Consider the following 11,620-nt stretch of genomic DNA (forward strand, 5'->3'; position numbering starts at 1 on the left):
GCCTCGACCGGGAGGTCAGGGCGGGCGTCCTGCACTTGCTCGACCGGCTCGACGACACCCCGGCGATGGTGTGCAGCGGCGTGCGCGACCTGCTGGCCTGGAACGCCATGGCCGCCGCGCTGTTCGGCGACTTCTCCGCGCTCCCGCCCGCCGAGCGCAACCTGATCTGGCGCTTTTTCACCAACCCCGGGGCCCGCGTCCGGCACGACGCGGCCGGCAACGACCACTTCGCCCGCAGCGCCGTCGCCGACCTGCGCACGGCCGCCGCCCGCTACCCCACGGACGCCGGGGTGCACGACCTGGTCGACCGGCTGCGGGCGGCCAGCGCCGAGTTCCGCGAGCTCTGGGCGCAGAAGGACGTCTCGGTCAGCCGCTCGAACCACAAGCGCATCCTGCACCCGGTCGTGGGCCCGCTCGACCTCGACTGCGAGGCGCTGCACGACCCGCAGCGGGACCAGTGGGTCATCCTCTACACGGCGGCGCCCGGCACGCCCTCGCACGAGGCGTTGCGGCTGCTCAAGGTGGTCGGGAGCCAGGACCTGGCGATGCGGTAATCGTTTTGCGGAGGCCGGGGCGCGCTGGCACAGTGGTCCGTCATGTTCACGTTCCCCGCGCCCGACGGTACCGAGCTGGCCTGCCACGTCTCCGGCTCCCGTTGCGGCACCTTCGGCACACCCGCTCCCGTCGTCTGCCTGGCGGGCGGCCCGATGCAGGACTCCGCCTACCTGGAGGATCTCGGGGGCCTCGCGCGGCACCGTCCGCTCATCCGGCTGGACCTGCGCGGCACCGGTGCCTCGGCCCTCCCGGCGGACCCGGGCTCGTACCGCTGCGACCGGCAGGCCGACGACGTCGAGGCGCTGCGGCTGCGTCTGGGGCTGGAGCGGCTCGATCTCCTCGCGCACTGCGCGGGCGCCAACCTCGCCCTGCGGTACGCCGAGCGGTATCCGGAGCGGATCGGACGGCTGGCGCTGATCACGCCGAGCCCGCTGGGCGTCGGCGTCGCGGTGTCCGGCGACGTGCGGCGTGCCACCGCGATGCTGCGCCAGGGCGAGCCGTGGTTCGCGGAGGCGTTCGCGGCGCTGGAGGCGATCGTCGCCGGGCGGGCGACGGCGGAGGCCGTGCAAGCCATCGCGCCGTTCGGGTACGGCCGTTGGGACGACTCGGCGCGCCGGCACCACGCCTCCGGGGCGGTGCAGCGCAATGACGCGGCGGCGGCAGCGTACGGCGCGGACGGCGGGTACGACCCGGCGGCGACGCGGGCCGCGCTCGCCGGGCTGGATGCCGAAGTGCTGGTCCTGGCAGGGGAGTTCGACCTGAACTCGCCGGTGCCGGCGATGGCGGAGCTGGCCGGCCTGTTCCCGAACGCGTCGTTCGCCGTCCAGCCGGGGGCCGGGCACTTTCCGTGGCTCGACGACGCGGACGCCTTCACGGCGACGGTGTCGGCGTTCCTGGGGGCGGAGTCGTGACGGCAGCCGGCCGGATGCACGCCGACGAGCTGGACATCGACGAGGGGCTCGTGCGCCGGCTCGTGGCCGGGCAGTTCCCCCAATGGGCAGAACTGGACGTCGAGTTGGTCGCCACGGCCGGTACCAGTAACGCGATGTACCGGCTGGGCGGTGACATGGTGGTCCGCCTCCCGCGCATCGCGGCGGCGGGCGAGGACATCGCGAAGGAGCGTGTGTGGCTGCCGCGCCTGGCGCCGTCGCTCCCCGTCCCCGTGCCGGTGCCGCTGGGCATCGGCGGGCCGGTCGCGGACTACCCGTTGCCGTGGTCCGTGCTCCGGTGGCTCGACGGGGCGAACCCTGTGGTCGGGCGCATCGTCCAACCGGCCGTCCTTGCAGCCGACTTGGCATCCTTCGTGCGTGCGCTGCACGCGGTGGACCCGGCGGGCGGTCCGGCCTCCTACCGCAGCGAGACGCTCGCCGAGCGGGACGGCGCCGTCCGGGCGGCGCTCGCGCGGCTGGGCGGGACGGTCGCCACCGAGGCGGTCTCGTCCGAAGTGGTCGCCGCCGAAGTGGTCGCGGCCGTCTGGGACGACGCCGTGCACGCCCCCGGACCGTCCGGCCCGCCCGTGTGGATCCACGCCGACCTGCAGCCGGGCAACCTGCTGGTGGCCGACGGCCGCCTGAGCGCCGTCATCGACTTCGGCTGCGCGGGCCTCGGCGACCCGGCCGTCGACCTGCTCCCCGCCTGGTACGTGCTCCCGGCCGGTGCGCGGGACGCGTTCCGCGAGGCCGTCCGCGCCGACGACGCGGCCTGGGCGCGCGGGCGGGGGTGGGCGCTGTCCGTCGCGCTGCTGGAGCTCGACTACTACCGGGACACGAACGCGCGGATGGCGTCCATCGCCCGGCACGTCCTCGGCGAGGTCCTGGCGGGAGCGTGACGTCTCAGCGCTCGCCCGCGGGCAGCCGCCACTCGAAGGGGAAGAAGTCGCGCTTCCACTGCTCGGACCTCGCCAGGGCCTTGGCGGCTTCTGGAGTGCGCAGGAAGGTGCGGTGGCGCAGAAGTTCGCGGCGCTCGGCGGGGGTGAGCAGGCGGTCGTCCTCGTCGAGCTCCGAGTAGCCGTCGATGGCCACGCTCTCGGAGACGTTGAGGTGATCGCCCTCCGCCGTCCGGTAGTCGAGGCGCAGTTCGGTGCGCCACTGGGAGTTGCTGCCCCAGCCCTGCGAGAGGTCGACGGTCGGGCGGTGCCGCCGGCGGAACGTCCAGTAGATCGGCCAGGCGTCGGCGACCCCGCGCTCCGCGTGTGCGGCGCCGGCCCGGACCCGTACGCCGGCGCGGCTGAACAGGAGCTCGCCGAGCATCAGTCCGGGCCAGCGGAGGCCGAGGACCTGGATGGGCGCGTCCGGGTCGTCGGCCTGGTCGACCTCGGCGATCTCGTGGTGGAAGGGGTCGAAGGCGCCGTCGTCCTCGATGGGGGTCATGCCGAGCGCGGCGAAGAGGTCGAGGTACTCCTGCCAGGTCTGTGCGTCGTCCAGCAGGAGGTAGTCGCTCACGCGGCTCAAGGCGTAGAGCTCCCAGCTGAGTTCGTGCCCGTCCGGGTGTTCCCACCAAGGCTGGTACCGGGCCGCGGCGGCGAGTTCGTCGGGGTAACCGGCGTGCAGGGCGCGGTCGAGCCAGGGGGCGACGATCTCCTTGTACTGGTCCGCGCCCTCGTAGTCCAGCAGTGCCTCGTAGAGCGCCCGCGCGCCGACCTCGTCCGTCATGCGGGGAGCCTACTCGCAGGTTTTGCCGAACGGTCGACCAATTGTCCGAGCAGGTCGCGTAGCGTCTCGGACATCACCGAACGCGACAGCACGCGGACGCTTGCCCTTTACAGGCAGGCGGACCGCCGGAAGGCATGCCATGAACCTGATCCACACTGCGTCGTTGCTGCCCGAGGCCTGGCAGTCGACGGTCCTCGCCGGGATCGGGACGGCAGCGGTGAAGGTGCTGCGGATGGACGGCCGGTCCCTGCCGCCCGAGGCCCACGCGACGGCGGAGGTGCTGGTGGTGGTGGAGGGACGGCTGGAGCTGTCGGTGGACGGGGTCGAGTTGAGCGTTTCGCCGGGCGAGCTGTGCCGGGTACCGGCGGGTGCGGTGCACGCGGTGCGGCCGGGCAGCGTCGGCACATTGCTCATCGTCGAGGTGGAGAAGCTCAAGCTTCGCTCAACTTCCGTGTAGAGAACGGGAGTTTGGCTAATCTCAGAGGTGGGGGGAGAGAGCCCCGGCAGGCCCAGCCTGCCGGGCGCTCCCACGGGTTCAGAAGAGGCCGAAGTCGAACTCCCCAGCCGCAACAGCGTCGATGAACGCCGTGTGCGCGGCGCGCTCGAAGACCAGTGCCGGGCCGGAAGGATTCTTCGAGTCGCGGATCAAGGAAGCCTGGCTATCGGCGAGGGCGATTTCGACGCAGTTTGTCGACTCGTTGCTCTTGGAGGACTTGCGCCAGGTCGCCGTTACGGCTTCGGCGTTCGGGATGAACGTCATGTGAGCTTGTCTCTCTGTTCGGTGATGAGGGCGAGTGAGTCGTCGAGGCCCAGGGCATCGGCCCGGATGGCGTCGAACTTCGCCGCGTACAGCTCCACGTCGGCGGCGTCCTCGACCCAGAGGTCGCTCAAGGTCCCTTCGACCAGGACGACATCGAGGTCCTGCCGCTGCGGAAATCCGAGGATGGTGAAGGCTCCGCCCATGCCGTGATGCGCGGGCGCGCCGATCGGCATGATCTGGATGTTGATGTTGGGCTGAGAAGCTCGGTCGGCGAGTCTCCCGAGTTGTTCTGCCATGACGTTCGGACCGCCGACCCCGGAACGGATGGCCGCCTCATGGATCACCGCCCACAGGGCGAGCGGCTCTGAGCGGGTCAGCGCGCTCTGGCGTGCCATGCGGACGTCGACGAGCGCCTCGACGTTGACCTCCCGGCGAATGCTGAGTTTCCTGATGATCTCGCGCGCGTAGGCCGGTGTCTGGAGCAGGCCGGGAATGAAGAAGCACTCATACGATCGCATCGATGCGGCGCTGGTTTCGAGCGCGATCAGATTGCCGAGCGGCTCACCGATGTGGGCGCTGTAGCTCTGCCACCACATCCCGCGCTGGGCGCCCCTCTTGGCCAGGTCCACGAGAGCGGAGATCAGCTCGTGGTCCTCGCAGCGATACAGGGCGAGCAGTCGCTTCACGTCGTCGGCCTTGATGGCGCCCCGACCGTTCTCGATGCGGGATAGCTTCGGCTGACTCATGCTGTTCAGCGATTCGGACACGTCGTCGTGCGAGAGGCCGGCCTCCTCCCGCTTCCGGCGCAACTCGGCCCCGAGTTGCCTGCGCCGAACCGTCGGACCTGCTGCTCCGGCCATCCCCGCCCCTTCTGAGCCTCAATGGGTCAGTCTGCCCTCCGGTGACCACCCTTGGCCACCGCCAACTGTCACTGTACGGGCCGTGATTGATGTTCGATTTGGATATATCCAAAATTTCAAGACGAGTTGCCAAAGGTGGATCGCTGGCCCCATGCTGATTGTGACGAGCTGCTCACTCACAGCAGCTCTCGAGTCTTGCTGTGTGTCGCCATGTCACGTCATCGGCTCCGAGTAGCGGCTTTGATCGATCATCAGCCAGCCGATGGTGCCCACTCGACTCCCCGGAGGTCTCCTCGTGTTCCCCCTTGGACTCCCCCCAGACTGGACCGCCGCGCGTGAGGAGTTGCGCGAGGCGATGGTGCGCGCCGGGTGGAAGCCCGACAGCGTCGCGGACGCCGAACTGGCGCTCTACGAACTCTTCATCAACGCCTGGCGCCACGGCGGCAGTCCGGCGCCCGTCGTCGTGGTCGTCGTCCTCGACCGCGTGCTCCGCGTCTCCGTCAGCGACGGCAGCCCGCTGCTGCCCATCCCGCGGAACAGCTCCGACCCCTACGAGGTGTCCGGCCGGGGCCTCCAGCTCGTCCGCTGCCTCACCAACCGCTTCGGGACGGACGCCCGCTCCTCCGGCAAGTCCGTCTGGTTCGAACTGGACTCCGCCGCATGAACGACACCCCGAACCGCCGGCACCCCATCGCGCTGGCCGACCCCAGGACCCGCAGCTACACCGAACCCCAGGTGGCCGCCCTGCTCGCCGAAGCCTGCGAACGGGGACGCAAGTTCGGCCTCATCTGGCCGTCGGCCACGACCGACAGCGTGGTGGACGGCCGCGTGCTCGTGCGCTTCGGCAACGCCCCCACGAGTACCGTCCTCAACCTCCTGAGCCTCCTCCTCGACCACGAGAAGGTCGAGGGCGGCCCGTGGGAGCCCTGAACCACCCCGGCGTCGCCCGAGCCGTTCTCGGTTTCGCCCTGCTCGTGCTCCTGCTCCTCGCCATCGCGGTCGTCGCACTCGGGGCACTCGCCGTCCTGCGGATGCCCCACCACCCCACCAACGACGACCCCGACCACCCCACCCCTCGCTCCCGCCCACCAACCCCCTAACCCCCACCCGCGCTGCCCGCGCAGGAAGTCGACCCAGCCGACTTCCTGCGCATCGGGTTGTAGCGGGAAACCGGTGTGCCCGGTGGCGACTTCAACGGATGGTTTGCGAGTCCGCCGTCCGCAACCACTGAGGGTGCGCGATGCCGACACGGAAGCGACCTGGTTAGGCTTCGCCCATGGCGAGCCAGCACCGTTCGACGGGTTTCACCGAGGCCCAGCTGTCGATCATTGACGAACTGAGTGCCCTGCCGTTCCCCGGGCAGGAAGGCAGACCGGGGAGCGGCGGCGGGTGGAGTGGGCCTGGATATCACGTGGCCGTGCTCCGGGAGAGCCAGGACTTCTGGGATGACCGTAGCGAGGAGACCGTCGAGGCGGCCGAGGAGGAGCTCGAAGCCGATCTTGATGCCCTGGTGGCCCTTCTGACCGCCCGCTGGGGCGCCCCCACGACAGTCGACCTGTGGCCGTATCTCGGGTTCGACAATCCGGACCCCGAGTTCATGGCTCCCGAGCCGCTGGGCTTCCTGGCCAACGTCGCCGGCAGCATGCAGATGTGGCGGCTGCCGGACCCTGGCCGATGGCTCGCGCTGGCCATCGGCCAGGCGGATCGGGAGCTGCCTTTCGAACTGCTTGCAGCCATTGGTGAGTCGCTCTCGCTCCCAGGATGAGCTGGGCCCGGAGGCCGCCAGGCGAAGCCGGACTTTGGGACGCTCCCGTCCAGGGCGTCTGTCGAAGGCGGTCACCGGGCCTCATGAACGCGATGGTAGGCGAACCAGACGCGGACCGACGGACCCGCTGCACCTTCCCGGTCGCGGCATCAGATCCTTGGAAGCTGCAAGGGGTTGCCCTTTTCCCCCGCGATACGGTGCTGCCATGTCTCGATCAGTCGAAACCGGAGCAGTGGTGTCCCCCGTCACCGCGGACGACGTCGACCTTGCCGTGCGGCTCGCGGTGGGCATCCTTCGGGACGCACCCCCGGACGGGTGGGGCGGTAAGGCCGGTTCGCTGGAGTGGGACTGCTGGGAGACCGTCGAGCACCTCGCCAACGACCTCTTGTACTACGCCGTGCAACTCGGGCCGCAGAGTCCGCCGCTGGACACCCATGTGCCTTTCGCGTTGCGCCGGAAGCGGCCGGACGGACCCGCGTACTTCGTCTTCGCGGAGCGTGATGCGGGTCCGGCCGGCCTGGTGCAGGTGCTGGAGGCGTGCGGCGCGCTGCTGGTCGCCATGGTGCGTACGACGCCGCCCCGGGTCCGCGCCCACCACGCCTCCGGGGTGTCGGATCCTGAAGGCTTTGCGGCGATGGGGGTGGTGGAGACGCTGGTGCACACGCACGATGTGGCGGAAGGCTTCGGGCTTGCCTGGACCCCGCCCTCCGCCCTCTGCTCGCGGGTGCTCGCCCGCCTGTTTCCGGAGGCTCCGGGCGGCGCGGATCCCTGGCTCACCCTGTTGTGGGCCACCGGCCGCGCCGAACTGCCGGGGCACCCTCGGCTCACCACGTGGCGCTGGCACAGCACAGCAGATCGTCCACGCTGAACACATCGGACCCGATCAAGGCCCCAGCCGAAGACCCCACCTCGACCGGCCCCCGGACCGCAGCTCGCAATCCACCGATCGAAGCCACAGCCGGCCGCTGGTGTGGGGTGAGGCCGGTGCTGTGTCGGCTTGTGGGTGGCAGTGCCCGCACCAGAAGTCGGCCTGTCCGACTTCTGGTGCGGGTCGTCCCGCCTGGGAGTGCTGTGTGCGTGGGAAGTCGGCTCGGCCGACTTCCGGCGTTGATCACGCCGCCTGCGCCTGCGATCACACAGGAAGTCGGCTCCGCCGACTTCCTGTGCGGGGCGTTGCCCTTGAGCGCGTTGGTATGCGGGGAGAGGGACACCCTCCTCGCGCCGAGGAAGGCGATCCCGGCGGTGTTGCCCCGCTGGGTGCCGTTGCTCGGTGGCGGGAACGTTCCGGCGCGGCTCTGGTGATGGCGGCTTGCGGCCGGCGTGGGGCCCACTGGTCGCCGCCGTCACCGGCGCCTACCGCCGTCGGCGCCCGTCGTGACCGATCGCGCGAGAAGTCGGACGGGCCGACTTCTCGCGCGCAGTGCGGAGGTGGCGCTCGGCGCGGAAAGTCGACCCCCTCGACTTCCTGTGTGAGATAGCGGGCACGGTGGTAGCCGACTTTGGCGCTGTGAGGGGGATGCGGCCGATGGCGCAGGAAGTCGGCGTGGCCGACTTTTGGTGCTGGGCACTGCGGAGGCCGCCGTTCGCAACCATCGGCTCACGGCTAGTGGAGCGGCTTCGTCCACGTGAGCGAGTAGCGGCGCAGCACGTGGCGGCGCCACCGCACGCCCGGAAGTAGGCGCCGTGCGGCGGTCCGGACCTCGGCGTAGCTCAGTGAGGCTTTCGCCACCGGCATGCCCTCCGGGGCGCTTGCCCGGCGCAGGAGCTTGATCACTCGGAAGAGCGGTGCCACCGTGAGCAGGAGTGCCCAGTCCACCGGGCTCTTCTCCTTCGCCATGCCAACTACGACCAGGACGCCGCCGGGGCGCAGCAGTTCGCGCATCCTCGTGAGTGCGGCCTCGAAGTCCATGTGGTGGATCGTCGTCACCGTGCATATGAAGTCGTATTCGTTCCGGGGGAGGTCGAGCTCGAAGAAGTCCCCGGTGAGGAATTCGAGGTCGGCCCGCGCCCGGGCGGCGGCGATCATCTCGGGCGACTTGTCGACACCGACGACCCGCTGCGCCCGTTCGGCGAGCTTCACCGCCAGCAGGCCGTCCCCGCACCCGACGTCCAGTGCCGTCCGGCACGCGGCGGGGACGGCGCGGAGGATGTCCGGGTGGCGGGCGACGTTGGTGTTCCAGTACGACTTCGGTTCAGGGCGGTGCATCGCGCCATTCTCGCGCCCTACGGCCGAGGTCGTGCACCCCGGGACCTAGGTCGGGCGGTCCTCTCGTCCGATGTGCGGGTGATCATCGCGGCCTACCGTGAGGCGCATGGAGATTCCCGAGCACCACCAGCGCACCGTCATCCCGCACATCATGCTCGACGGCGCCGCCGAGGCGATCCGCTTCTACGAGAAGGCCTTCGACGCCACCGAGCTGTTCCGGCTGGACGGCGACGACGGGCGGATCGTCCACGCGGAGATCGCCGTCCACGGCGCCACCCTCATGCTCGGCGACGCCCACACGGCCCCCTTCGCGCCCCCGACCCCCGCCGGAACGTCCGTCGCCCTGCACGTCTACGTCCCCGACGTCGACGCTCTCACCATCCAGGCGGTCGCCGCCGGCGCCGAACTCTTCGCCCCGCCCGCCGACATGCCCTACGGCGCCCGCCAGTCGATGCTCCGCGACCCGTTCGGCCACGTCTGGATCCTCCTCACCCCCCTCGCCGTCTGAGGCCGCTACTCGGTCAGCGCCGCCGTGATCGCCGCCTCGGCGTGGAGGCGGGCGGTGGGGAAGACGGGGACGGGGCTGTCGGCGGGGTGGACGAGGAGTTCGATCTCGGTGCAGCCGAGGATGACGCCCTCGGCGCCCTCCGCCACCAACTCGCCGATCACCCGGCGGAATTCGGCTCGCGACTCCTCGCGGACGAGGCCGACGCACAGTTCGTCGTAGATGATCCGGTGCACGAGGGCTCGGCTCTCCGCCGCCGGGACGAGGACGTCCAGGCCCCCGCTCGACGCCAACCGGCCGCGGTAGAAGTCCTGCTCCATCGTGAACGCCGTGCCCAGGAGCCCGACCCGGCGCAGGCCGGCCGTGCGGACGGCGGCGGCGGTGGCGTCGGCGAGGTGGAGGAGGGGGACGGAGACGGCGGACGCGACCTGGTCGGCGACCTTGTGCATGGTGTTGGTGCAGATCAGCAGCAGGTCGGCACCGGCCGCCTCCAGGGAGCGCGCGGCGCCGGCCAGGAGCTCGCCCGCCTCGGTCCAGCGGCCCTCGGCCTGGAGGCGTTCGACGGTGGCGAAGTCGACGGAGTAGAGCACGAGTCGGGCCGAATGCAGCCCGCCGAGGCGCTCCCGGGTGAGTTCGTTGAGGAGGCGGTAGTACTCGGCGGTGGATTCCCAGCTCATGCCGCCGATCAGGCCGAGGGTCTTCATGGCAGCCGAATATAAAGAGATCGATGGGTCAAGTGCAAATGCATAAGGATGACTTTTATAAGCCCATCAGTTCCGCGGAATGCGGTGTTGCCACTCCCGCGTGAAGACGACCGAGCCGGCCTCCAGGGCGCGGAGTTGGACGATGCTGATGAAGTGGGTGGCATCGCAGCGGAGTTGGGCGCGGGTCTGGAGGGTGACGTCCCAGCCGATGTCGGGGCGCTCCAGGCGGGTGGTGTGGTCGGTGCGGGCCTGGGCGCTGAGGGGGGCGTCGGTGAGGACGCGGTAGGCGGTCACGGTGTGCTCGTCGCGGACGAGGCCGTCGGGCTGGGTGCGGGTGCCGTCGGTGGCGGGGGAGAGCTCGGTGCGCCACTCGTGGCGGCCGATGTCGTGGACGGTGACGCGCTCGGGGCGGGCGGTGAGCGGTTCGGTGAGGTGGACGGCCAGCGGGTCGGGCAGCACCGGGGCTTCGAGGACGACCGGTGTCGCGCCCACGTCGGCGGCGAGGTGGCGGATGGGCAGGGTGAGGGCGCTGTGCGACGGGTCGACGGCGTACCCGGCGCCTTCGACGGCGGGCCACACCCAGGGCCAGTACACGGACGAGAGCGCGAGCCGCAGCCGGTGCCCGGTGGGGACGGCGTAGGCGCACGCGGCCAGTTCGACGGTGACGTCCGACGGTTCGGCGGCGGTGTCCGGCGCGACCAGCACCCCCCGCGTGATCAGCTCCGACGTCCCGTCCGGCCCGACCGCGCACAGCCGCGCGACGACCAGTGCCGACCGCTCGTCCCCGCGCAGCCGCAGCCGGACGGACGGGATGCCGAGGACCTCGACGGGCTCGGGCTGCGGCCGGGAGTCGAAGCAGACCGAGCGCCCGTCTTCCTCGCGCTGGTCCGGTGCCCGGTCCGCGGGCCGGCCAAGCGGGACGTAGGCGCCGGCGTTGAGGCCGGTGTGCTGGGGCGAGCGGACGTGGACGTAGCGGTCGTCGGAGGTGGTGCCGGCGGTCTGCAGCTGGCCGTCGAAGCCGTAGTGGATCTCGCGGACGTCGGGGGAGGGCCAGGCCTCGTCGCCGACCCAGCGGGTGCCGAGCAGGCTGCGCAGGGCGGGTTCCTTGCGGACGCCGGTGTCGATGTCGCGCAGCCAGTGGTCCCACCAGCGCAGGGTCTCGGGGAGGGTGTCCTCGGGCAGGCCGTGCGGCCAGGCGCCGACCAGGGCGCGGGCCTCGGGGGACGCGGCGAGCAGGCGCAGGACGAACGAGCAGGACGGGTCGCCCCAGCCGGCGATCGCGAGCGCGGGGACGGAGACCGGGACGGACGTCTCCCCGGCGGCGAGCCAGCGTTCGGCGGGCGGTTCGAGGGACTCCAGCCGGGCCAGCCACTGCGGGCGCCAGGCGTCGCCGACGTGGCGCGGGTCGGGCGGCCGGGCGGCGCCGGCGACGAGCGCGGTGAGCCGGGTGTGGAGGTCGGCGGCGAGGACGGCGCCGCCGAGCCGGTGGCCGCCCTCGGGGCAGGCGGCGACGACGGCGCGGACGGTCTCGGGGGAGCGCGCGGCGAGGTGCAGGGCCGTGGCGCCGGCCGCGCCGACGCCGAGCAGCCCGACCCGGCCGCTGCACCAGGGGCG

15 protein-coding genes and 1 pseudogene are annotated in these 11,620 nt (G+C 71.3%); 10 read left to right on the forward strand and 6 right to left on the reverse strand.

Going from position 1 to position 11,620, the window contains the following annotated elements; all coding sequences use genetic code 11:
• The 3 genes and pseudogenes from AB0O00_RS07635 to AB0O00_RS07645 all read left to right on the forward strand — a co-directional run.
• A pseudogene (locus tag AB0O00_RS07635) lies at positions 1-554 on the forward strand (transcriptional regulator); the annotation flags it as partial.
• A gap of 42 nt (positions 555-596) precedes the next feature.
• The gene (locus AB0O00_RS07640) at positions 597-1,466 is read left to right on the forward strand and encodes an alpha/beta hydrolase (protein ID WP_363649188.1); all 870 of its coding nucleotides are present in this window, start codon (positions 597-599) and stop codon (positions 1,464-1,466) included.
• A 14-nt stretch (positions 1,467-1,480) separates the two neighbouring features.
• Positions 1,481-2,383, forward strand: a complete 903-nt coding sequence (locus tag AB0O00_RS07645; RefSeq protein ID WP_363649226.1) for an aminoglycoside phosphotransferase family protein — start codon at positions 1,481-1,483, stop codon at positions 2,381-2,383.
• A 4-nt stretch (positions 2,384-2,387) separates the two neighbouring features.
• Here the strand turns inward: AB0O00_RS07645 and AB0O00_RS07650 are convergent, their stop codons facing one another.
• The gene (locus AB0O00_RS07650; protein WP_363649189.1) at positions 2,388-3,206 is read right to left on the reverse strand and encodes a hypothetical protein; all 819 of its coding nucleotides are present in this window, start codon (positions 3,204-3,206) and stop codon (positions 2,388-2,390) included.
• 139 nt (positions 3,207-3,345) lie between these two features.
• Here AB0O00_RS07650 and AB0O00_RS07655 point away from each other — a divergent pair, with 139 nt between their 5' ends.
• Positions 3,346-3,663 carry a cupin domain-containing protein gene (locus AB0O00_RS07655; protein ID WP_363649190.1) on the forward strand — a complete coding sequence of 106 codons (318 nt, stop codon included), beginning with the start codon at positions 3,346-3,348 and terminating at the stop codon, positions 3,661-3,663.
• A gap of 78 nt (positions 3,664-3,741) precedes the next feature.
• Here AB0O00_RS07655 and AB0O00_RS07660 read toward each other — a convergent pair whose 3' ends face one another.
• Together AB0O00_RS07660 and AB0O00_RS07665 are read right to left on the reverse strand one after the other, a co-directional pair.
• The gene (locus AB0O00_RS07660; protein WP_363649191.1) at positions 3,742-3,966 is read right to left on the reverse strand and encodes a DUF397 domain-containing protein; all 225 of its coding nucleotides are present in this window, start codon (positions 3,964-3,966) and stop codon (positions 3,742-3,744) included.
• The gene (locus tag AB0O00_RS07665; RefSeq protein ID WP_363649192.1) at positions 3,963-4,826 is read right to left on the reverse strand and encodes a helix-turn-helix transcriptional regulator; all 864 of its coding nucleotides are present in this window, start codon (positions 4,824-4,826) and stop codon (positions 3,963-3,965) included. Before AB0O00_RS07665 ends, AB0O00_RS07660 begins: the two co-directional genes overlap by 4 nt.
• 262 nt (positions 4,827-5,088) lie before the next feature.
• On the opposite strand from AB0O00_RS07665, the gene AB0O00_RS07670 reads away from it, so the two are divergent.
• From AB0O00_RS07670 to AB0O00_RS07690, 5 genes are all read left to right on the forward strand, one after another.
• Positions 5,089-5,490, forward strand: coding sequence for an ATP-binding protein (locus AB0O00_RS07670; protein WP_363649193.1), 402 nt, complete (start codon positions 5,089-5,091; stop codon positions 5,488-5,490).
• The gene (locus AB0O00_RS07675; RefSeq protein ID WP_363649194.1) at positions 5,487-5,756 is read left to right on the forward strand and encodes a hypothetical protein; all 270 of its coding nucleotides are present in this window, start codon (positions 5,487-5,489) and stop codon (positions 5,754-5,756) included. The genes AB0O00_RS07670 and AB0O00_RS07675 overlap by 4 nt, the downstream gene beginning before the upstream one ends.
• Entirely contained in the window at positions 5,744-5,926 is a 183-nt protein-coding gene (locus AB0O00_RS07680) for a hypothetical protein (RefSeq protein WP_363649195.1), read from the forward strand. Before AB0O00_RS07675 ends, AB0O00_RS07680 begins: the two co-directional genes overlap by 13 nt.
• A gap of 176 nt (positions 5,927-6,102) precedes the next feature.
• Positions 6,103-6,591, forward strand: a complete 489-nt coding sequence (locus tag AB0O00_RS07685) for a hypothetical protein (protein WP_363649196.1) — start codon at positions 6,103-6,105, stop codon at positions 6,589-6,591.
• A gap of 205 nt (positions 6,592-6,796) precedes the next feature.
• A complete protein-coding gene (locus tag AB0O00_RS07690) occupies positions 6,797-7,459 on the forward strand; it encodes a hypothetical protein (RefSeq protein ID WP_363649197.1) in 663 nt (220 codons plus the stop codon).
• A 735-nt stretch (positions 7,460-8,194) separates the two neighbouring features.
• Here the strand turns inward: AB0O00_RS07690 and AB0O00_RS07695 are convergent.
• Positions 8,195-8,797 carry a class I SAM-dependent methyltransferase gene (locus AB0O00_RS07695; protein ID WP_363649198.1) on the reverse strand — a complete coding sequence of 201 codons (603 nt, stop codon included), beginning with the start codon at positions 8,795-8,797 and terminating at the stop codon, positions 8,195-8,197.
• Positions 8,798-8,903: 106 nt separating this feature from the next.
• Between AB0O00_RS07695 and AB0O00_RS07700 the strand changes: the two genes are divergently transcribed.
• Positions 8,904-9,305, forward strand: coding sequence for a VOC family protein (locus AB0O00_RS07700; protein ID WP_363649199.1), 402 nt, complete (start codon positions 8,904-8,906; stop codon positions 9,303-9,305).
• Positions 9,306-9,310: 5 nt separating this feature from the next.
• Here AB0O00_RS07700 and AB0O00_RS07705 read toward each other — a convergent pair whose 3' ends face one another.
• Together AB0O00_RS07705 and AB0O00_RS07710 are read right to left on the reverse strand one after the other, a co-directional pair.
• Positions 9,311-10,006 (reverse strand): aspartate/glutamate racemase family protein, encoded by a 696-nt coding sequence (locus AB0O00_RS07705; RefSeq protein ID WP_363649200.1) that lies wholly within the window; start codon positions 10,004-10,006, stop codon positions 9,311-9,313.
• Between the two features lie 66 nt (positions 10,007-10,072).
• On the reverse strand, positions 10,073-11,620 hold a 1,548-nt coding region (locus AB0O00_RS07710; RefSeq protein WP_363649201.1), incomplete at its 5' end, for a CocE/NonD family hydrolase.

This window comes from Kitasatospora sp. NPDC093558 (genome assembly GCF_040683475.1).
In the GTDB taxonomy this organism is placed as follows: Bacteria; Actinomycetota; Actinomycetes; order Streptomycetales; family Streptomycetaceae; genus Kitasatospora.

Bases quoted from the DNA above. Each gene is read 5' to 3' on its own strand.
- AB0O00_RS07645 (WP_363649226.1), top strand. From the start codon at position 1,481: ATGCACGCCGACGAGCTGGACATCGACGAGGGGCTCGTGCGCCGGCTC.
- AB0O00_RS07640 (WP_363649188.1), top strand. From the start codon at position 597: ATGTTCACGTTCCCCGCGCCCGACGGTACCGAGCTGGCCTGCCACGTC.
- AB0O00_RS07660 (WP_363649191.1), bottom strand. From the start codon at position 3,966: ATGACGTTCATCCCGAACGCCGAAGCCGTAACGGCGACCTGGCGCAAG.
- AB0O00_RS07695 (WP_363649198.1), bottom strand. From the start codon at position 8,797: ATGCACCGCCCTGAACCGAAGTCGTACTGGAACACCAACGTCGCCCGC.
- AB0O00_RS07670 (WP_363649193.1), top strand. From the start codon at position 5,089: ATGGTGCCCACTCGACTCCCCGGAGGTCTCCTCGTGTTCCCCCTTGGA.
- AB0O00_RS07690 (WP_363649197.1), top strand. From the start codon at position 6,797: ATGTCTCGATCAGTCGAAACCGGAGCAGTGGTGTCCCCCGTCACCGCG.
- AB0O00_RS07650 (WP_363649189.1), bottom strand. From the start codon at position 3,206: ATGACGGACGAGGTCGGCGCGCGGGCGCTCTACGAGGCACTGCTGGAC.
- AB0O00_RS07700 (WP_363649199.1), top strand. From the start codon at position 8,904: ATGGAGATTCCCGAGCACCACCAGCGCACCGTCATCCCGCACATCATG.
- AB0O00_RS07705 (WP_363649200.1), bottom strand. From the start codon at position 10,006: ATGAAGACCCTCGGCCTGATCGGCGGCATGAGCTGGGAATCCACCGCC.
- AB0O00_RS07685 (WP_363649196.1), top strand. From the start codon at position 6,103: ATGGCGAGCCAGCACCGTTCGACGGGTTTCACCGAGGCCCAGCTGTCG.
- AB0O00_RS07675 (WP_363649194.1), top strand. From the start codon at position 5,487: ATGAACGACACCCCGAACCGCCGGCACCCCATCGCGCTGGCCGACCCC.
- AB0O00_RS07655 (WP_363649190.1), top strand. From the start codon at position 3,346: ATGAACCTGATCCACACTGCGTCGTTGCTGCCCGAGGCCTGGCAGTCG.
- AB0O00_RS07665 (WP_363649192.1), bottom strand. From the start codon at position 4,826: ATGGCCGGAGCAGCAGGTCCGACGGTTCGGCGCAGGCAACTCGGGGCC.